The organism is Synechocystis sp. FACHB-383 (assembly GCF_014698605.1).
GTDB classification, from domain to species: Bacteria; Cyanobacteriota; Cyanobacteriia; order Cyanobacteriales; family Microcystaceae; genus Synechocystis; species Synechocystis salina.
Map to the genome: position 1 here is coordinate 1 of NZ_JACJTJ010000038.1, position 18,015 is coordinate 18,015.

Consider the following 18,015-nt stretch of genomic DNA (forward strand, 5'->3'; position numbering starts at 1 on the left):
ATGAGGAAGTGGAATACTACCAACTGGTAAGGACCACCGTTGTACAACCACTCATCTAAGGAAGCAGCTTCCCAGATGGGGTAGAAGTGAAGACCAATGGCGTTGGAAGAAGGTACAACAGCACCAGAGATGATGTTGTTACCGTAGAGCAAAGAACCAGCAACGGGCTCACGGATACCGTCGATGTCGACGGGAGGAGCGGCGATGAAGGCAATGATGAAGCAGGTGGTGGCAGTTAAGAGGGTGGGGATCATCAAAGTACCGAACCAACCGACATAGATCCGGTTGTTGGTAGAGGTCACCCACTGACAAAACTGTTCCCACAAGGAAGCGCTTTCGCGCTGTTGGAGAGTCGTTGTCATTTGGTTATAATTCCTTATGTATTTGTCAAGGTTCAGATTAGAACTGACTGTTAACACCTTAAAGGATTATTGGGGCTTTTGTAAAGCTTTGTAACGGAAAATTAATATAGGCAATGTTTATCAACAAGATGAGTTTTTCTTTTGCTTGCGTCTGCGAGGGGAGATTCTCTGCTAGGTAAGTGGGGCAGGAAAAACCGGAAAAACGAGATCGAACGGAAGGGTGCTAAACCTATCCATGTTCCTCCTCAATTTTCCTCACATCACCTAGATGGTATTTTCTACCGACGGACTCGGATATTTTTAGCATCCAAGATAGAAGATATTTGGTATTTAACTGGCAGGAAAATTTTGCTCCTGACCGCTAAATTTCACCATTCATTAATGCTCCTATCTGTTTTTTTAGTTAAGTTTAGTAAATTTTTCATTGTCCAAGAAATAAGTTAGGTAATGTTTTTCTCCCATAGTCCAAGTTCAGCTTCTAGGGAAAAAAATCCCCAAATAACTTGATATTTCGTAGCATTCAACACCGTTCAATTGTTATTTGTCTCTAAAATAGATCTGAATGCAGACACCTCTGTTAAAGCAGGGGGAGGGGGGGATGACTAGATGCTCATATCAAGGTTTTTTAACCTTTATAGACCAGTAACCTAGGAAATTACAGGAATTGGAATGACAAAAAAATCCAAAAAAGCTAAGCAAGATAAACAAAGTTTGACTACGGATCAAGTGCCTCGCTTGTCAGAGGGAGAAGGTAGCTCCAAACTCCCAAAGAAAAAGTATGAAGATGAACTAGCTCGATTACAGCTTGAATTAGTGAAAATGCAATATTGGGTGAAACACACTGGCACCCGCATTGTCATTTTGTTTGAAGGGCGGGATGCCGCTGGCAAAGGGGGAACCATCAAGCGCATTACCGAACCCTTAAATCCCCGGGGCTGTAGGGTCGTTGCCTTGGGAACCCCCAGTGATCGAGAGAAGACGGAATGGTATTTTCAGCGTTACGTTCCCCATTTACCTGCCGGCGGAGAGATTGTCTGCTTTGATCGCAGCTGGTACAATCGTGCTGGTGTGGAACGGGTGATGGGATTTTGCACTGAGGAGCAGTATCAAGAATTTATGCATACATGTCCGGAATTTGAACGGATGTTGGTTCGTTCTGGCATCATTTTGCTGAAATATTGGTTTTCAGTCAGCGATGAAGAGCAAGAACGGCGTTTTCAGTCCCGTACTACCGATCCTGCCCGTCGTTGGAAACTCAGTCCCATGGATTTGGAGTCAAGGGACCGATGGGTAGAATATTCCCAGGCTAAGGATAATATGTTTGCTCACACTAATATCCCAGAAGCTCCCTGGTTCACGGTGGAAGCCGACGATAAAAAACGGGCTCGTCTTAATTGTATTAACCATGTTTTAAGCAAAATTCCTTATGTTGATATGACCCCAGAGCCGCTGGAGTTACCTCCCCGGACGATCGCCCCCCATAGTTACGTTCGTCCCCCCCTCAATGAACAATTTTTTGTACCACAAAGGTATTAGCAAGCCTTAAATAGTGTTTTAAAAGCCCCCCTCATTACAGTCGCTTTAATGGATCGATTCAGGGGGCAGACTGGAACTGGGGAAACAGAATTTTAGGACGGCAAATTTGTCCCTTCAGTTATCTGGCCAAAAGACGGGGCGTAGCGGTTAGAATGACTTCCACTTCCACCAGTCCAATGCGCTTTTCACAGGCAGACTTAATGCTGAGGCGTAGTTCATCTACCAACTCACCCTGGATAGGATGATGAACATTTAGATAAATCATGACCACATGAAATCTGCCTAGTTTTGACGAGGCCACATCGATTAACGTATAGTCCATTGCCTCGGGAATGGCTTCAGATAAAGCTTCATGGATACTGGCAATAACCCTGGGGGAGGATGATTCTCCCGCAATCTCAGCTAAGGCATTTAAAAATGATCGGATGGGTTGATTAATTATCAAAGCCACTAGCACTAGTACAATAACCGAATCAATTACCGGCAGAATGAAGTGCAGGGGAGTGTTTTTTAACAGGGGTGCCAGTCCAAAGGCCAGACCTACTGCGGCACTGATAACGCCATCAATTAATGCCGATTGCTGTTCGGTCTTGAGAATATCGCTTCTTTTGCCTGTTTTGAGCCAATAGTAACGATGGACGTAATATAACCCGCCGCAGATGACTGTCATCCCCACTGAATAAATTACAATCAGACCGAGGACGATCTCTGAAAACTCATGGCCAGAGGCATAGGCAATGATCTTTGTGATGGCGGAAAATACGGCAAAGGCAAGGATGCCCAATAAAATCACCGAACGAAATGTAATATAAATTGCTTCATCGGCGTAGTAGCCAAAGGGTCGAGTTTTATCCCAGGGTCGCATGACCGATTCCCCTACCCTTGCAGCAACCAGAGATGACAAAAAGTTAATACCAGAATATAAACCATCCACCAGTAATGCATCGGCATTGGCCATCCAGGCTGTTAAAATGCCGGCGATCGCCATAATCACATTGCCGAAGCGGGCTATTTTGAGGGAGCGTTTTTCAAGAATAGTCAGGGAGGTGGAGGAAGAAACCATGGTGATCTTTTTAACTTTGCATCGGCGACTAAGCTCAGACCCCCGCATTTAGTTGAGCCTTTGCCAAACTCTTTTCAGTTTAGATAATAGTCGGGGATGCAGTTGCGTCCCATATCCCCATGGCAAACTTGAATTTATTCGTCATATTGCCCCTGGGTCCCGCCACAGTGCTCCATTAACATTTGGCCAATGTCGGCCAGAATGCCAAAGCCAGAATCATTGGTCACCATGGCGATCGCCAGAAGGTCGGCATCTGGGCAAAGATTCTGATATTTTTAGGGGAATGTATTTTGGGGTAATGGGGAAAAATTAACTAATGTCAAAGTCTAAAGTTGCTTTGCTGACAGGCATCACGGGGCAGGATGGCTCCTATCTGAGTGAATTGTTGTTGGAAAAGGGCTACCAGGTCCATGGCATCATCCGTCGTACTTCCACTTTCAATACCGACCGCATCGATCATCTTTATGTTGATCCCCATGATCCTGAGGCCAAACTCCGACTCCATTACGGTGATTTAACCGACGGCACCACCCTCCGCCGCATCCTGGAAGACGTTAAACCGACGGAGATTTATAATCTGGGAGCCCAATCCCACGTGCGGGTGAGCTTTGATTCCCCGGAATATACGGTGGATTCGGTGGCCATGGGAACGCTACGTCTCTTGGAAGCAATTCGGGATTACCAACACCGCACCGGCATCCAGGTAAGGTTCTATCAAGCTGGTTCTTCGGAAATGTTTGGTAAAGTCCAGGAAATTCCCCAAAAGGAAACCACCCCCTTTTATCCCCGTAGTCCCTACGCCTGTGCCAAGGTTTACGGCCATTGGCAAACGGTTAACTATCGCGAGTCCTACAATTTGTTTGCCTGTAATGGCATTTTGTTCAACCACGAGTCCCCCCGCCGTGGAGAGACTTTCGTAACCCGCAAAATTACCAGGGCGATCGCCAGAATTGTGGCCGGCACCCAAAAGAAACTGTATTTGGGCAATATCGACTCCAAAAGGGATTGGGGTTACGCCAAGGATTATGTGCGGGCCATGTGGGCCATGTTGCAACAGGAACAGCCCGATGACTATGTGGTAGCCACAGGGGAAACCCACGAAGTTAAGGAATTTTTAGAAATTGCCTTTGGTTACGTCAACCTCAACTGGCAGGACTATGTCGCCTTTGATGAACGCTATTTGCGCCCCGCCGAAGTGGATCTATTGATTGGTGATCCAACTAAAACGAAAGCTCAATTAGGTTGGCAACCCTCCGTCAGCTTCACAGAATTGGTTCATTTAATGGTGGAGGCAGACTTAGCCGTTCTTGGTTTAACTTCCCCTAACCAGAGTGAAAGGGTTCGGGAGCTGATGACCCAGGACATGGCCTTCATTCGGAGCCAGAATGGCCATGCTGTCGATTAATCTGGGTTGACCGTGTTAACTACTGCCTCAATATAAGGCACTTTAGCAACTCTTCCTAGCCTCCAAATTTTGGGGGAACAGAGATAAAAGTCCCCTATTTTTGCAGGACTTAGGGGGCGCACAGAGACTTGGCTAACCCCTTCCTTAATTCAATATTTTCTTTACCAACCATGCTTTCCTTAGAAAATCAGCGTATTTTGGTCACCGGTGGAGCCGGCTTTTTAGGCAAACAGGTCGTTGCCCAACTAATTGCGGCCGGTGGCGATCGCCAAAAAATTACCATTCCCCGCTCCAAGGATTGTGATTTGCGGCAAGCGTCAGCCTGTGAGCAGGCAGTGGAAAATCAGGACATTGTCATTCACCTAGCGGCCCACGTGGGGGGTATTGGTTTAAACCGGGAAAAACCCGCCGAATTGTTCTACGACAACTTGATGATGGGGGTGCAGTTAATCCACGCCGCCTATGAAGCCGGAGTAAAAAAATTCGTTTGTGTGGGTACCATCTGCGCCTATCCCAAATTTACCCCCGTTCCCTTCAAGGAAGAGGATTTGTGGAACGGTTACCCCGAAGAAACTAACGCCCCCTATGGTGTGGCCAAGAAAGCTTTGTTAGTACAGTTAGAGTCCTACCGTTTGCAGTATGGTTTTAATGGCATTTACCTATTGCCAGTGAACCTTTACGGCCCGGAGGATAACTTTGACCCCCGCAGTTCCCATGTGATTCCGGCCCTAATCCATAAGGTTTACGAAGCTCAGCAAAGGGGCGACAAACAACTCCCAGTATGGGGCGATGGCAGTCCTACTAGGGAATTTCTCTACTCCACCGATGCGGCCCGGGGCATTGTTATGGGCGCCCAAGCCTACGACAAACCAGACCCCGTTAACCTAGGCACCAATTTTGAGATTTCCATTAAAGATTTAACGGAACTAATCTGTGAATTAATGGAGTTCGACGGGGAAATTATTTGGGAAACCGATCAACCCAATGGCCAGCCCCGCCGCTGTTTGGATACCACCAAAGCCAAAGCGGAGTTTAACTTTGAGGCCCAGGTGTCCCTGCGGGAAGGATTGAAAAATACCATTGCTTGGTATCGACAAAAACGGGGCTAACTACCGCAAAAGTTCCCCATTGAGGCGGAAGACGTAACAGTTTGTAACAGTTGGGCCATCTTTCTAGAAACCCCGTTTCAACCCTTGTTACACTAACGATCACGGTCTGCCCATTGGTTTGATGGCGAGCAAACTTTGTTAAGGAAACTATTTTAAACAACTCTATGGTTAATACCCTCGAAAAGCCTGGATTTGATGAAATCCGTCCCGGTGTTAAGGCTCCCGCCAAGGAAACCATCCTCACCCCCCGTTTTTACACCACCGACTTCGACGAGGTGGCAAAAATGGATATTTCTCCCAACGAAGACGAGTTGCGGGCCATCCTTGAAGAATTTCGGGTGGACTACAATCGCCATCACTTTGTTCGCAATGAGTCCTTTGATAAGTCTTGGGATCACATCGACGGTGAAAAACGTCAATTGTTTGTGGAATTCCTGGAACGTTCCTGCACCGCAGAATTTTCTGGCTTTCTGCTCTATAAAGAATTGGGCCGGCGCCTCAAAAATAAAAATCCCCTGTTGGCGGAATGCTTTAACCTCATGTCCCGGGATGAGGCTCGCCATGCTGGGTTCCTCAACAAAGCCATGTCGGACTTTAACCTGTCCCTGGATTTGGGCTTTTTGACTAAGAGCCGTAAATATACCTTCTTTAAACCTAAGTTTATTTTCTACGCCACCTATCTTTCCGAGAAAATTGGCTATTGGCGTTACATCACCATCTATCGTCATTTGGAGAAAAATCCCAACGATTGCATCTATCCCATTTTTGAGTTCTTCGAAAACTGGTGCCAGGACGAAAACCGCCACGGGGATTTCTTTGATGCGATTATGCGGGCCCAACCCCACACCCTCAACGATTGGAAAGCTAAGCTCTGGTGTCGTTTCTTCCTGCTTTCTGTCTTTGCCACCATGTATCTCAACGATACCCAACGGGCGGATTTCTATGCCTGTTTAGGTTTGGAAGCCCGGAGCTACGATAAGGAAGTCATTGAGAAAACCAACGAAACCGCTGGGCGGGTGTTCCCCATTATTCTCGATGTCAACAATCCTGAATTTTATGATCGCCTGGAAACCTGTGTGACTAACAATGAAGGCCTACGGGCGATCGATGCTTCCGGTGGCCCTGGTTTTGTTAAAGCCCTGCGGAAGTTGCCCATTTTTGCCTCCAACGGCTGGCAATTTATCAAACTCTATTTCATGAAGCCCATCTCCGTGGAACAGTATGCCGGAGTTGTGCGCTAGGACTATCCTCCGCTAGATAGATGTACCTGAACCGGTTTGAGTTGGCTCAATCTGGTTTGTAAGTGAATGAAGTAAATGCGCCTCAAGAATTTTGCCAGGTTTAGGTAGAATTTTTGGGGCTTTTTTCCTGGCTGAAAATTTTTTGGCGGTGTGTTCGCCGCAATCATGGCGGATAATGGGGTTTGAAGGCTGATTAATCCCGCTGTTTCTATGTCTGATAATTTGACCGAACTCTCCCAACAACTCCATGATGCTTCAGAAAAAAAACAGTTAACGGCGATCGCCGCTTTGGCAGCAATGGGAGAAGAAGGCCAGGGGGTACTGCTCGATTATTTGGCCAAAAATACCCCCCTAGAAAAACCACTCTTGGTGGTGGGAACTACCTACCAGACCCTCCGAAATTTAGGACAGGAAGCCATCACGGCCCAACTCCAGCAGAATTACCCCACAGGCATTTTTCCCCTACAATCAGCCCAGGGCGTTGATTATCTGTCGCTCCAGGAGGCCCTAGCACGCCAAGATTTTGAAAGCGCCGATGAAATTACCAGGGACAAGCTCTGTGAACTGGCGGGGCCCGGGGCCAGTCAACGGCAATGGTTATATTTCACCGAGGTGGAAAAATTTCCTGCCCTAGACCTCCACACCATTAATGCCCTTTGGTGGCTCCACTCCAACGGTAATTTCGGCTTTTCGGTGCAACGACGACTGTGGCTAGCTTCCGGCAAAGAATTCACCAAGCTCTGGCCCAAAATTGGTTGGAAAAGCGGCAATGTTTGGACTCGCTGGCCGAAGGGTTTTACCTGGGATTTGTCAGCCCCCCAGGGTCATTTACCCCTGTTAAATCAATTGCGGGGAGTAAGGGTAGCGGAATTCCTTTACAGTCATCCAGTTTGGTCCCAATACGGTTGGTAATCTTTTCCTTTGAGCGGTGTTCATCCGGGGCACTGTCAGCTCGGCCGCAAAAGGGTTAATCTGGGGAACCCCTTGCCTTTAGGGAAGAGAAGTCCCAACCTAGCTGCAACGGCTTGGCGTTCCATCACTAACCTTGAGTGCTAACGGATCTTTGCCGTAGTCAGACCGAATCTCTGGATTTCTACACCAGCACTTCATCGGGGGCGGTGTAACCCTGGAGATATTCGGGATTAAGGGGTCGGAGTAGATTGGTTGCCCGTTGTTTTTGCAGTTCACCACCGGCCACTACTACCAAATATTTCCCTGCTTGGAGTAGATTGCGATAGGGCAGGCTATCCCCACTGCCAAAGCTTAAGCCCACGCCACCACCAACAAAGAAGCTCCCCATGGCACCACCGATCGCCCCCAACAGGCCGCCCACAATGTGGTTACCGGGGTCTCCAGCCCAATCTAAAGTGCTCAAGCCGGTGATGAGGTTAAAGCAATAGCCGGCGGCGAAACCAAAGGGTACTAACCAGATGGCCATCAGCTTTGCCCTTTTGAGGGCTTGTTTTTTCGGGTCTACTAGGCCAAATTCGTCAGCGGTTTTATAACCTGTGCCAATGATGGTCAAATTCTTTTGGGCAAATCCGGCCTGTTCCAAGGTTGTATAAGCTTCTTCGGCAGCAATACGGTTGGCCACCACGGCGATCAGATAGGACATAAACGGGATATTTAACTGGATATGGGGCTTGGCTATATTCCCCATTTTAATGCCCTGGCGGTGAAGATAGTTCTAATTAACGGCGATCGCCAGTTTTCCTGGGCCGAGTGGGGGGGGATGGGCCGGCCAACAGTTGCTGACAAAAATTTTCTTCCCAGGGGGTCAGGGGTCGCCATTGCCCCGGACTCAAATTTTCTAGGGCTAGATGCCAAGGTGCTGCTGATTTACCTTTACCCCGTTGAGGAGAGCGGCCCGTTACTGTCATTTGCACCCGCACCAGTCGCAGGGTAGGGAAGCCCACCGCCGCTGTCATCCGCCGCACTTGACGATTACGCCCCTCCGTTAGGGTAATGCTCAACCAACTGGTGGGAATGGTAGCCCGGTAACGAATGGGGGGATTTCTGGGGGGAAAATCTGGTTCAGTAATAATGTCGGCGATCGCCGGTCTGGTACGGTAATCCCCCAAAGCTATGCCCCGCCGTAGGGGTTCTAGGTCTGCGGTCGTTGGTGCCCCTTCCACCTGGACAAAATAGGTGCGTTGGTGGGCAAACTCCCGGTGGGCCAAACGATGTTGCAGTTTACCGTTGCTAGTCAGCAGTAATAGTCCCTCACTATCCCGGTCTAGTCTCCCCACTGGATACAAATCCGGCAAGTCGATATAGTCCTTCAAGGTCGGTCGGGGGTTGTCCGAGTTATCGGTAAATTGGCACAGAACCCCGTAGGGTTTATGGAAAACTATCGTTGCTGGCACTGCCAAAGTCTTAACTAATTGATTGAATAGGCTAGTTTACGGGAAAATTAGCCCCCCAAGGAAAAGCCCTAATGCAAGCGACCAAGCACATAGTCCACCAATTCCAACAGGGATTCCCTCGGAGCGGACATTTCCAACACACTCAAATGTTGCCGGGCCAGTTGCGCTTGGTGGGCGGCCAATTCCCTCGATCGCCGGATGCCGTCCCCTTGTTCTACCAATTCCAAAGCTTGATCTAAATCCCCCGCCTGGGCAAATTCCCGTTCAATTAATTTACCGAGCAGAGGATATTTTTCGATAGCAAATAAGGCCGGTGCTGTGATGTTGCCGCTGATTAAGTCCGACCCCGCCGGTTTCCCCAAAACTTCAGTAGGGGAAGTGAAATCTAAAATATCGTCCACAATCTGGAACGCTAAGCCCAAATGTTTGCCATATTCGTAAAGATGATCGCATACTTCCCGGGGAGCATCACTCAACACCCCCGCTGCTTTGGCACTGTTGGCAATCAGGGAGGCGGTCTTAAAATAACTTTTTTCCAAATAAGTCTCTAAGTTAGTATCGGTGTCAAAACGGTTAATACTTTGGAGAATTTCTCCCTCTGCAAAGTCACGAATTACTTCCGATAATAATTTCACCACTTCCAAATTATCTAAATTAGCCAGATACCACGAAGATTGGGCAAAGAGAAAGTCCCCTGCCAGCACTGCTACCCGATTGTCAAACAAACTATTCACCGTGGGCACGTTACGCCGCAGATCTGCCTCATCCACCACGTCATCGTGGACCAAACTAGCGGTGTGGATCATCTCGGTAATTTCCGCCAGCCGTCGATGGCGCGCCGTTAATTCTTGATCCAACAGGGTTGCCCTCGACACCAACAACACGATCGCCGGCCGCACCCGCTTACCCCCAGCCTCGAATAAATGTTCCGCCGCCGCCCCCAGAATAGGATGCCGAGCACCGACAAGCCGCTTGAGGTTATCCGTCAACAAACGGAGGTCTTGGTCAACGGGGGCAAACAGGGAGGTAGTGGAGATCATCGGCTGGCCAAACTTGGCAGATGTGTTTACGAAAGTTTACATATCTTGATGCTTATTTTAAGATAACCTCTCGTGAACTAAAAATGTCGATTCTGGGTTTTTGGGGCGATCGCCGCCCTTGACTAAATTTTGTTCTACTTTTGCGTTGATGCCGGAGCAAAAAAAGATCCCCGGACTCGGGCTGGCTGTGTTAGGCTAAGGGTAAGGATTTGCAATCAATTACAAAGAGCTCTCCAGGGTCTAGGTTTTGTCTAATCCCCGGTTTTTATGCGTGGAATCGTACTCATTAGTACTATATCTGCGCCCCTGGCGATCGGGACAGTGGGAGATTCTAGAGAAAAATAACATTGATTCCAGGGCGTTGAGCAAGGGAGAAGGATTACGGAGTCCTCGAAACATTGCCCCCGGGTCAGGAACCAAAGAAATGTGCTTCCCTCGGAGTTGGTCTTGGGTGGGATGGCAGATCATGACAACCAAATTAATCACAATAGTTAATGTTTTTGAGGGACACTATGGTTTTGAAGATATTGTTAGTGGCATCGGCATACATTCTGACAATTTACGGGGGTTTGTTACTCCTTAAATATGTCATTGATCATCAAACTAACAAGCTACAACCCTAGTTTGATTTTAGGTTTAATCCTAAGTTGTCTTAGGGGTAGTGGTAGTTGTTTTGGCCAGGGCAAAGGTTTGGTTTTCTCCTCTGTGGGGGAATTCAAACTTTGCTCTCTCAGTCGTCATATTAAGTTTGTTTGAACTCACAGGGGAATTAGCTGGAAGCACTGGTGTAAAACCGCAGGGCAAACTGCCAAAAATAATGGGAAAGGGCCAACAAGGCGATCGCCAATCCGGCTGTTGCCAGTAGCCAAATTGGTTCTAGGCGACCCAACATAGCCTCTGCGGGCACAGTGGTCAAAAAGGCGATGGGAATAACAAAAGTGAAAAAGATGCGGTAAATGGCGGGATAGGCCACCATGGGATAACGTCCAGCTTCAAGAAATCCCTTCAATACTTCAGTGACGTTATAAATTTTGACAAACCAAATGCTAGTGGCCCCCAGCATAAACCAGATGCTGTAGAGGATAATGCCCCCCAACCCAAGGAGCATAGCCCCCAGCAGTAAATCCTCGCCTTGGAGATTTAAGGTTACCCCGGCATAGATAATTAGCCCCAGCCCAAAACAAATATCCGGTACGCCCCAGGGAGACAGTTGCCGGAGGGAAAGCCAAAACTGACTGCTGATCGGTTTCAACAGCACAAAATCTAGGGTGCCTTGCTCCACGTAACGGACAATGCGGTTCAGGTTGGGAATAAAGAGGGTGGCCGCTAACCCCTGGAGAATGGTGAACATTCCCAGCACCACCAGGGCCGATTGCCAATTCCAGCCCGCAAAGCTATAACCAGTGCGATAGAACAAGAACAGGCTGAATAAACTGCCTCCCAAATTCACCACACTGCCCACGCTGGCAATGACAAAGTTAAGGCGATACTCCAACTCAGCGGCGATCGCCGTTTGCCAAAATAGACCTAAAACGCGGCGGTAGGTAGAAAAATTGATCACGGGTCACAAGGTAGAAGAATCATTCTGGGGTTGCAGTTAACCCTTGCCAAAACCTTTGCCCTTATTCTCCGACGGTAAACTTAGACAGTGATTAATTTGTTCGCGGATTTTGTCGTGGTCTAGGTTTTGGCCAATCAGCACCAATTGATTGGACTTTTCCCCGTTCCATTGGTCATCTTCGAGGCTAAAACGTTTGCCACTAAGGTGAAAAATATGTCGTTTCGGACTTTCGTTAAACCAAAGAATCCCCTTAGCGCGGAAAATGTTGGGGGTCAATTGGTTATCGAGAAAATACTGGAACTTACGGATGGAAAAAGGCTGGTCACTGCGGAAAGAAAGGGAGGTAAAACCATCCATTTCTAAGTGGTCACTGCTGTACTTTTTCCCATGGCCGTGGTCATGGTGATGATGATCGTGGCCGTGATGACTATGGTCATGGCTGGGATCCTGACAATCGGGGGCACAATCATGGTCATGATCATGGCTATGGTCGTGGTCTTCAGGGGCATACTTATCCGATTCAAACAGACCGACGCTGAGAATGAGGGGTAGGGGCACTTCAGCTTTTTTGCTCCGTAAAATTCTCGCCCCCGTTTTTAGATCCCGCAGGCGCACTTCCAGGGCATCCACCTCCGCTTCATCCACTAAATCGGTTTTATTGAGAACGATAATGTCCCCGTAGGTAATCTGACTTTGGGCGGCCTGGCTGTTGAATAAATCTAAGCTGAAATTTTCACAGTCCACCATGGTGACAATGGAATCCAGCCTGGTCATGTCCCGCAGTTCAGTGCCCAAAAAGGTCAAAGCCACGGGCAATGGATCCGCTAATCCGGTGGTTTCTACCACCAAATAATCAATTTTCTGTTCCCGCTCTAGAACTTTGTAAACCGCTTCAATTAAATCCTCGTTAATGGTGCAACAGACACAACCATTGCTCAATTCCACCATGTTTTCGTCACTGGCAATGACCAATTCATTATCAATGCCAATTTCACCAAATTCGTTCACCAACACGGCGGTTTTGAGACCCTGTTGATTGCTCAAAATATAGTTCAAAAGAGTGGTTTTACCACTGCCCAAAAAGCCAGTGATGATGGTTACCGGCAATCCCTGTTTGGGAATGGCCATCGCTTCTGAAGTCTGGGGGGCATGGTCAACGGTGGACATATTAGTTGCTAAAAACTGAGAAATTTTGAGGCAAGGAAATTACGGGAAAAGCCGGGGTTCTCCCTACGTTTTTTCATGGTACCACGGCTTTTTGGGGTGACCTAGGCTGGGCACCGTTACTGGCGACGATCGCCAAGTTTGCGATAAACGGTCCGCAGATCGACGTTGTGATGGGCCAGGGCCACTAGGGTGTGATAGAACAAATCCGCTACTTCCCCGGCGATGGCTTCCGGATCGTCATCCTTGCAGGCCATAACCACTTCCGCACTTTCTTCACCGATTTTTTTCAGGATTTTATTATCTCCCCCCGCCAACAATTTGCAGGTGTAGGATTCAGGGGTGGGATGATCCCGGCGATCACCAATCACCCGGGCCAATTCCGTCAACATATCCGCTGGTGGAGCGGATTTATGCCCGTCCAGTTGGTGGAAGCAACTCCGTTCCCCGGTATGGCAAGCAATGTCACCTTTTTGCTCAATGGTCAGCAATAAGGCATCACTGTCACAGTCGTAGCGGATACCCAAAAGTTTTTGGAAATGACCAGAGGTGGCTCCCTTATGCCATAGTTCTTGGCGGGAACGGCTCCAATACCACACCTGCCCCGTGGCCAGGGTTTTAGCCAGGGCTTCTTGGTTCATCCAAGCCAACATCAACACCGTGCCGTCCAAATAGTCCTGGGCGATCGCCGGCACCAATCCCTGGTCGTTGTAGCGAATTTTATCTAAGGGCACAGCCTTGGCCAAAGGCAAATCAGAGTGGGACATCAGAGGAATAATGGGGGAACTCCGCCCCGCAGAACGGCTGGATATTTATTTCTCTAGCCTATCACTGGCCGTATTCTGGCCGGAAGTTGCCCAGGCCATGTCCCCACTCCGTCCTCTGGCTTGAATTTAAGCTCAAGTAAGTTTTTTTATTCGGCGATCGCCGCTTCATACACCTTTTTGAGGTTGCGGTAGCGGTCTGAATAGCTTTGGATCACTTCTATGGCAAACATGGGGGTTTCCTGTACCACAAAGAGAAAGCGCTCCCGGTCCATGGCCACCAACACGCAATCGGTTTTGGCGATCGCCGTAGAAGTCCTCTGGTGGTCACCATGGACAATGGCCCCTATACCAAAAATCCCCCCCGCTTCAATGGTTTCAATTAACTGGCCATTCAGAGTCATTTCCACTTGCCCTTCCAGTATGCCAAACATAGATAGTTCCACCGCCCCTTCCCGGAAAATCACTTCCCCAGCCTTGTAGGTTTTTTCCACTGTTTTTCCATAATTTTTCACGGTACTCAACATAATGCTAGTCATAAATAAGTTTCTCCTAAGGTTAAGCAAAGACTAAGAAAAGCCACCATCCAGAGCAGATAATGGACAGAAAAAGTTTGCCCCTATCCTATCAGTGGAAGAGGCAACCATCGCCATTGATACTTTCTAAAATAGTTATTTAGCGCCAAATTTTCTTTAACACTAAAGCCGGTTTTACATCCGCTTCTTTGCCACTGGGCACCTGTAAACCAATAAATTTTTCTTGATCCGGGGGAATAATGCGGGCGGCGGGAGTTTTCCCCAGAATGGCAACGGTGTATGTCCCCACGGCGATCGCCAAATGCATGGGAATCCCTTCCGTGCAAACCACCAAGTTAGCCCCCGCCAGGAGGGCCGCCATTTTACCCACATCCCCTGGACGTATGGCCATTGCCCCCGGATTGTGATCCTGCATGGCCTGCACCCAGCCAGTGTCCTCTGCTGGAGGGATCAGCACAATTTTTAATCCCGGTTGTTTTTGCTTAATGTCTTCGATGATTTCATGCCACTGGGCAATGGGATAAGGAAAATCCCCCGTGTCCGGTTGACGTATGGCCCCGCCATTAAGCACCACATAGCCCCCATTTCCCAGGTCTAACTTTTTCTGGGTTGCTTCCATCCACTCAATGTCCGCCTTGGGCAGAGTAATCTGCAACGGAGGACAGGGTCGATTGATACCAAAGCCTTGGGTCAGATCATGAAAAAGGAAAGGAACATATTGATCCGGCTTAAAAGGGACTGTCGCTGACAAAAAGAAACTGGCACTGCCCTGGTAACCCACCCGTTGGGGAATGCCATTCAGCCAGAGAAGTAACTCAATTGTCCATTGCCGGGCCACCGTCACCACCGCTTCGTATTCCCGGTCACGAATAATGCCCAACAAATTTAAAAAGTCCGCTAGGCCGTTGCGGTCCCGATAATCGAAGGCCAGTACCTCATTAACCTGAGCACATACCCTGTAGGCCGACTTAGCCCTAGGTTCCACAATCACGTCAATCGTCGCCTGGGGATATTGCGCCTTGAGGGTGGCAAGGGTCGGGAAAAACAGAATTTGTTCAGAGATTCCACCGGGGACAAGGGCTAGGATGCGCATTGTTCAAAAGCTGAAACAGCAGCAAAGGGCGTTTTAATCAGATTCACTATAGCAACTTTTTCGCCAATCCCAGCCCCAGCAATGTCAGCAATATCTATGACAATTAACAAGGAGAGCTCTCCCTTGCCGTAAAACTTCCATGGTAATGATTTTTGATTGATGATCAAATGGCTATTCTCGCCGTGGTTTGGGCTCTGATTTTACAACTAATGCCAGAAGGGCATACTAGATACCCATAACGGTGAGGATGTTAGGAACAAAATATTAAGTAAAGTAAGGTTGGTCTGGGGGCGCGGGCAATGTTTAGGAGATCAGTAGGTCCAACGCTGGCCCCATTGGTACAATTCCCGTGGGGTTAATGGTTAAATGACTTTCGTAGTAATGGCCCTTGATGTGTTGAAAATTGACCGTTTCAGCAATGCCAGGTTGCTGGTATAAGTCCCGTAGATAGAGCCGCAGGTTGGGATAGTCCTGAATTCGCCGTAAATTACATTTGAAATGTCCCACATAGACCGCATCAAAACGAATCAAGGTGGTAAACAAACGCCAATCCGCTTCGGTAATTTGTTCGCCGGTTAAATATCGATGATCTTGTAAAATCCCCTCTAACCAATCTAAACTCTCAAATAATGGGGCGATCGCCTCTTCATAGGCCGTTTGGGTCGTGGCAAACCCACATTTATAAACGCCATTATTAATAGTGTGATAAATCCGATCATTGAGGGCATCAATTTCGGCACGGAGAGCTTCGGGATAATAATCCCCAGGCTTTGCTCCCAACCCATCAAAGGCGCTGTTAAAAATTCTGATAATTTCCGACGATTCGTTATTAACAATGGTCTGAGTCTCTTTATCCCACAGGATAGGTACTGTCACCCGACCACTATATTGGGCATTTGCCTGGGTATAGATTTGGTAAAGATATTCCGCCTTAAATAAGGGATCGGGCACTACCCCAGGGCCAGGGGCAAAGGTCCAGCCCTTTTCTCGCATTAACCAATGGACAACGGAAACATTGATCATTTCCTCTAATCCCTTCAATTTACGAAAGATTAAGGTACGGTGCGCCCAAGGACAGGCCAGGGAAACATAAAGGTGATAGCGCCCGGCTGCCGCTTTGAACCCAGCATTACCTGAGGGACCAGGCGATCCATTGGGGGTAATCCAATGGCGAAATTGGGAGTCTTGCCGCACAAATCGGCCCCCTGTACTTTCGGTGTCGTACCACTGATCCTGCCAAATACCGTTGACGAGTAAACCCATAATGTCCTTGCGCTAAAGATTGCCGTTGCCTCATTATGAAAGTTCCCCCTTGCTTTTGCTAATGCAACTGGCGATCGGCATTTCATCCTTCTATTGATTGTTAGGATTCGAGAAGGAAAATTTTGATGATCGACCACGCTACTACTAGATTGGCGATCGTACTATTCTATAATCCACTTTGTTTGACCTAATTCTCTATTAACAACTTCAACTTGATCAATCTGATAACTCATAGGATCGAATGATGGATACTCAATTCCTTTTGAAATCCACCATTCACCGTCCTGAACTGGCTGCGGATCTGAACTCGATACACGTCCCGGTTTTACTGGTGTTTGCTTAGATTTTAAAATAATCTCTGCACAGTAACTATAACCTTGTGGTGGGTCATAGTTACATGAGTTGAAGTTTAGATTTTGTTCATATCCTTCAAATATTTGTCCACTAGTCGAACTAATGACATATTTTATTGTCTCAAACACGCTAGTCAAAACTACCCACTTTAGTGGGAGGCTTTAGCTAGGATACTTCTAGGGCAATAAATTTAGCGATGACAGACCAATGTCAAATTATAGAAGAGGCAATCATACGGTAACTCGCTTGACTGTCCATGTCGTCTGGGTGACCAAGTATCGTTACCATGTTCTGACTGGAGAAATCAAGAAAAGATGTCGAGAATTAATAATGCAGATATGTGATGCCGAGGATGTGAAAATTCTCAGTGGAGTAGTGAGCAAAGATCATGTCCACATACTTATCGAGTATCCTCTGAGTGTATCTGTAAGTGACTTGGTCAGAAAAATGAAAGGGCGTTCGTCGAGACTATTGCAGAAAGAATATCCTGAATTGCAAAAACGTTACTGGGGGAAGCACTTTTGGACAATTGGGTTCGGAGCCTGGAGTACAGGAAATATGACAGAAAAGCTAGTGGAAGAATACCTCGAACATCATCGAAATCCATCTAATTTAGAACGTGATAACTTTCTGCTTGAGTAGCGGGCTTTCAGCCCGCAACGAATCTATGTACTTTCAGTGCATAGTGGTTCAGTTCATACGGATTGTACAAACCTGGATCTTCAGAAAGGTAGAGAATAAGTGACAGGTTCATTACTTTTCCAAAATCCCTGCGGAATTCAGATTCATCTGAGACAAGTTTAGCAGTTGGCATTAACTCACTCTCTTCTTTTTCTTGCATTACGTTATTATCTGTATTTATTGCGTCATTCTCGAGCGAATAATCGGGACTGGGACTATTCCCACTACATCTGGAAATAAGAGAAGTCAGAAAGATCAAGAATACAAACAGTAAAAAACACCCATAACCAGAACTGGCTGATTTCTTTTTCTTTGGCATGGCAATAACTCTCTCAATCTTGATTTTAGGGGATTTATAAATACTTTACGGCGGATTCCGCATCTAGCTGGCACAGTAACAACAATGAGTAAAATAGTTCTGTCTAGTTGTAGCAGAATTCAGCATAACACCAATTTCTGCTAACTTTTCAACAGATT

The 18,015-nt window shown here is 47.6% G+C and carries 19 protein-coding genes and 1 pseudogene; 6 read left to right on the plus strand and 14 right to left on the minus strand.

Features of this window, described 5'->3' with window-relative positions; genetic code table 11:
* Nucleotides 1-362: pseudogene (locus H6G45_RS10735) on the minus strand (photosystem II q(b) protein); the annotation flags it as partial.
* 669 nt (nucleotides 363-1,031) lie between these two features.
* Here H6G45_RS10735 and ppk2 point away from each other — a divergent pair.
* On the plus strand, nucleotides 1,032-1,898 hold the full coding sequence (ppk2, locus tag H6G45_RS10740; RefSeq protein WP_199309704.1) for a polyphosphate kinase 2: 867 nt from the start codon (nucleotides 1,032-1,034) through the stop codon (nucleotides 1,896-1,898).
* Between the two features lie 118 nt (nucleotides 1,899-2,016).
* Here ppk2 and H6G45_RS10745 read toward each other — a convergent pair whose 3' ends face one another.
* Entirely contained in the window at nucleotides 2,017-2,961 is a 945-nt protein-coding gene (locus H6G45_RS10745; protein WP_190598438.1) for a cation transporter, read from the minus strand.
* A 316-nt stretch (nucleotides 2,962-3,277) separates the two neighbouring features.
* Between H6G45_RS10745 and gmd the strand changes: the two genes are divergently transcribed.
* The 4 genes from gmd (at nucleotide 3,278) to H6G45_RS10765 (ending at nucleotide 7,628) form a co-directional block, all read left to right on the plus strand.
* Nucleotides 3,278-4,366, plus strand: a complete 1,089-nt coding sequence (gene gmd / locus H6G45_RS10750; RefSeq protein WP_190598439.1) for a GDP-mannose 4,6-dehydratase — start codon at nucleotides 3,278-3,280, stop codon at nucleotides 4,364-4,366.
* A gap of 170 nt (nucleotides 4,367-4,536) precedes the next feature.
* A complete protein-coding gene (locus H6G45_RS10755; protein ID WP_190598440.1) occupies nucleotides 4,537-5,475 on the plus strand; it encodes a GDP-L-fucose synthase in 939 nt (312 codons plus the stop codon).
* Nucleotides 5,476-5,639: 164 nt separating this feature from the next.
* Nucleotides 5,640-6,716 carry a magnesium-protoporphyrin IX monomethyl ester (oxidative) cyclase gene (acsF, locus tag H6G45_RS10760; protein WP_190598441.1) on the plus strand — a complete coding sequence of 359 codons (1,077 nt, stop codon included), beginning with the start codon at nucleotides 5,640-5,642 and terminating at the stop codon, nucleotides 6,714-6,716.
* Between the two features lie 210 nt (nucleotides 6,717-6,926).
* The gene (locus H6G45_RS10765; protein WP_190598442.1) at nucleotides 6,927-7,628 is read left to right on the plus strand and encodes a GUN4 domain-containing protein; all 702 of its coding nucleotides are present in this window, start codon (nucleotides 6,927-6,929) and stop codon (nucleotides 7,626-7,628) included.
* 181 nt (nucleotides 7,629-7,809) lie between these two features.
* Here H6G45_RS10765 and H6G45_RS10770 read toward each other — a convergent pair whose 3' ends face one another.
* The 11 genes from H6G45_RS10770 to H6G45_RS10825 form a co-directional block, all read right to left on the minus strand.
* The gene (locus H6G45_RS10770) at nucleotides 7,810-8,331 is read right to left on the minus strand and encodes a hypothetical protein (protein WP_190598454.1); all 522 of its coding nucleotides are present in this window, start codon (nucleotides 8,329-8,331) and stop codon (nucleotides 7,810-7,812) included.
* 76 nt (nucleotides 8,332-8,407) lie between these two features.
* Nucleotides 8,408-9,082, minus strand: coding sequence for a pseudouridine synthase (locus tag H6G45_RS10775; protein ID WP_190598443.1), 675 nt, complete (start codon nucleotides 9,080-9,082; stop codon nucleotides 8,408-8,410).
* 68 nt (nucleotides 9,083-9,150) lie between these two features.
* Complete coding sequence (sds, locus tag H6G45_RS10780; RefSeq protein ID WP_190598444.1) at nucleotides 9,151-10,122, minus strand: solanesyl diphosphate synthase; 972 nt, start codon at nucleotides 10,120-10,122, stop codon at nucleotides 9,151-9,153.
* Nucleotides 10,123-10,891: 769 nt separating this feature from the next.
* Entirely contained in the window at nucleotides 10,892-11,584 is a 693-nt protein-coding gene (locus tag H6G45_RS10790) for an ABC transporter permease (RefSeq protein WP_190598455.1), read from the minus strand.
* A 135-nt stretch (nucleotides 11,585-11,719) separates the two neighbouring features.
* Nucleotides 11,720-12,850, minus strand: a complete 1,131-nt coding sequence (locus tag H6G45_RS10795; RefSeq protein ID WP_190598446.1) for a GTP-binding protein — start codon at nucleotides 12,848-12,850, stop codon at nucleotides 11,720-11,722.
* A gap of 116 nt (nucleotides 12,851-12,966) precedes the next feature.
* Nucleotides 12,967-13,614, minus strand: coding sequence for a bifunctional phosphoribosyl-AMP cyclohydrolase/phosphoribosyl-ATP diphosphatase HisIE (gene hisIE / locus H6G45_RS10800; protein WP_190598447.1), 648 nt, complete (start codon nucleotides 13,612-13,614; stop codon nucleotides 12,967-12,969).
* Nucleotides 13,615-13,760: 146 nt separating this feature from the next.
* Nucleotides 13,761-14,150 (minus strand): cyclic nucleotide-binding domain-containing protein, encoded by a 390-nt coding sequence (locus H6G45_RS10805; RefSeq protein ID WP_199309706.1) that lies wholly within the window; start codon nucleotides 14,148-14,150, stop codon nucleotides 13,761-13,763.
* A 136-nt stretch (nucleotides 14,151-14,286) separates the two neighbouring features.
* Entirely contained in the window at nucleotides 14,287-15,240 is a 954-nt protein-coding gene (locus H6G45_RS10810; RefSeq protein WP_190598448.1) for a glycosyltransferase family 9 protein, read from the minus strand.
* Entirely contained in the window at nucleotides 15,228-15,407 is a 180-nt protein-coding gene (locus tag H6G45_RS10815) for a hypothetical protein (RefSeq protein ID WP_190598449.1), read from the minus strand. The genes H6G45_RS10810 and H6G45_RS10815 overlap by 13 nt, the downstream gene beginning before the upstream one ends.
* A gap of 136 nt (nucleotides 15,408-15,543) precedes the next feature.
* Entirely contained in the window at nucleotides 15,544-16,503 is a 960-nt protein-coding gene (locus H6G45_RS10820; protein WP_190598450.1) for a glutathione S-transferase family protein, read from the minus strand.
* A gap of 161 nt (nucleotides 16,504-16,664) precedes the next feature.
* The gene (locus H6G45_RS10825; protein WP_190598451.1) at nucleotides 16,665-16,994 is read right to left on the minus strand and encodes a hypothetical protein; all 330 of its coding nucleotides are present in this window, start codon (nucleotides 16,992-16,994) and stop codon (nucleotides 16,665-16,667) included.
* Between the two features lie 70 nt (nucleotides 16,995-17,064).
* On the opposite strand from H6G45_RS10825, the gene tnpA reads away from it, so the two are divergent.
* The gene (gene tnpA / locus H6G45_RS10830) at nucleotides 17,065-17,499 is read left to right on the plus strand and encodes an IS200/IS605 family transposase (RefSeq protein ID WP_190598452.1); all 435 of its coding nucleotides are present in this window, start codon (nucleotides 17,065-17,067) and stop codon (nucleotides 17,497-17,499) included.
* 7 nt (nucleotides 17,500-17,506) lie between these two features.
* Here the strand turns inward: tnpA and H6G45_RS10835 are convergent, their stop codons facing one another.
* The gene (locus tag H6G45_RS10835; protein WP_190598453.1) at nucleotides 17,507-17,857 is read right to left on the minus strand and encodes a hypothetical protein; all 351 of its coding nucleotides are present in this window, start codon (nucleotides 17,855-17,857) and stop codon (nucleotides 17,507-17,509) included.
* Nucleotides 17,858-18,015: the final 158 nt, after the last annotated feature.

Excerpts from the sequence above, each read along its gene's own strand:
- ppk2 (WP_199309704.1), top strand. The coding sequence starts at position 1,032 with ATGACAAAAAAATCCAAAAAAGCTAAGCAAGATAAACAAAGTTTGACT.
- H6G45_RS10745 (WP_190598438.1), bottom strand. The coding sequence starts at position 2,961 with ATGGTTTCTTCCTCCACCTCCCTGACTATTCTTGAAAAACGCTCCCTC.
- gmd (WP_190598439.1), top strand. The coding sequence starts at position 3,278 with ATGTCAAAGTCTAAAGTTGCTTTGCTGACAGGCATCACGGGGCAGGAT.
- H6G45_RS10755 (WP_190598440.1), top strand. The coding sequence starts at position 4,537 with ATGCTTTCCTTAGAAAATCAGCGTATTTTGGTCACCGGTGGAGCCGGC.
- acsF (WP_190598441.1), top strand. The coding sequence starts at position 5,640 with ATGGTTAATACCCTCGAAAAGCCTGGATTTGATGAAATCCGTCCCGGT.
- H6G45_RS10765 (WP_190598442.1), top strand. The coding sequence starts at position 6,927 with ATGTCTGATAATTTGACCGAACTCTCCCAACAACTCCATGATGCTTCA.
- H6G45_RS10770 (WP_190598454.1), bottom strand. The coding sequence starts at position 8,331 with ATGTCCTATCTGATCGCCGTGGTGGCCAACCGTATTGCTGCCGAAGAA.
- sds (WP_190598444.1), bottom strand. The coding sequence starts at position 10,122 with ATGATCTCCACTACCTCCCTGTTTGCCCCCGTTGACCAAGACCTCCGT.
- H6G45_RS10795 (WP_190598446.1), bottom strand. The coding sequence starts at position 12,850 with ATGTCCACCGTTGACCATGCCCCCCAGACTTCAGAAGCGATGGCCATT.
- hisIE (WP_190598447.1), bottom strand. The coding sequence starts at position 13,614 with ATGTCCCACTCTGATTTGCCTTTGGCCAAGGCTGTGCCCTTAGATAAA.
- H6G45_RS10805 (WP_199309706.1), bottom strand. The coding sequence starts at position 14,150 with ATGACTAGCATTATGTTGAGTACCGTGAAAAATTATGGAAAAACAGTG.
- H6G45_RS10810 (WP_190598448.1), bottom strand. The coding sequence starts at position 15,240 with ATGCGCATCCTAGCCCTTGTCCCCGGTGGAATCTCTGAACAAATTCTG.
- H6G45_RS10820 (WP_190598450.1), bottom strand. The coding sequence starts at position 16,503 with ATGGGTTTACTCGTCAACGGTATTTGGCAGGATCAGTGGTACGACACC.
- tnpA (WP_190598452.1), top strand. The coding sequence starts at position 17,065 with ATGTCAAATTATAGAAGAGGCAATCATACGGTAACTCGCTTGACTGTC.
- H6G45_RS10835 (WP_190598453.1), bottom strand. The coding sequence starts at position 17,857 with ATGCCAAAGAAAAAGAAATCAGCCAGTTCTGGTTATGGGTGTTTTTTA.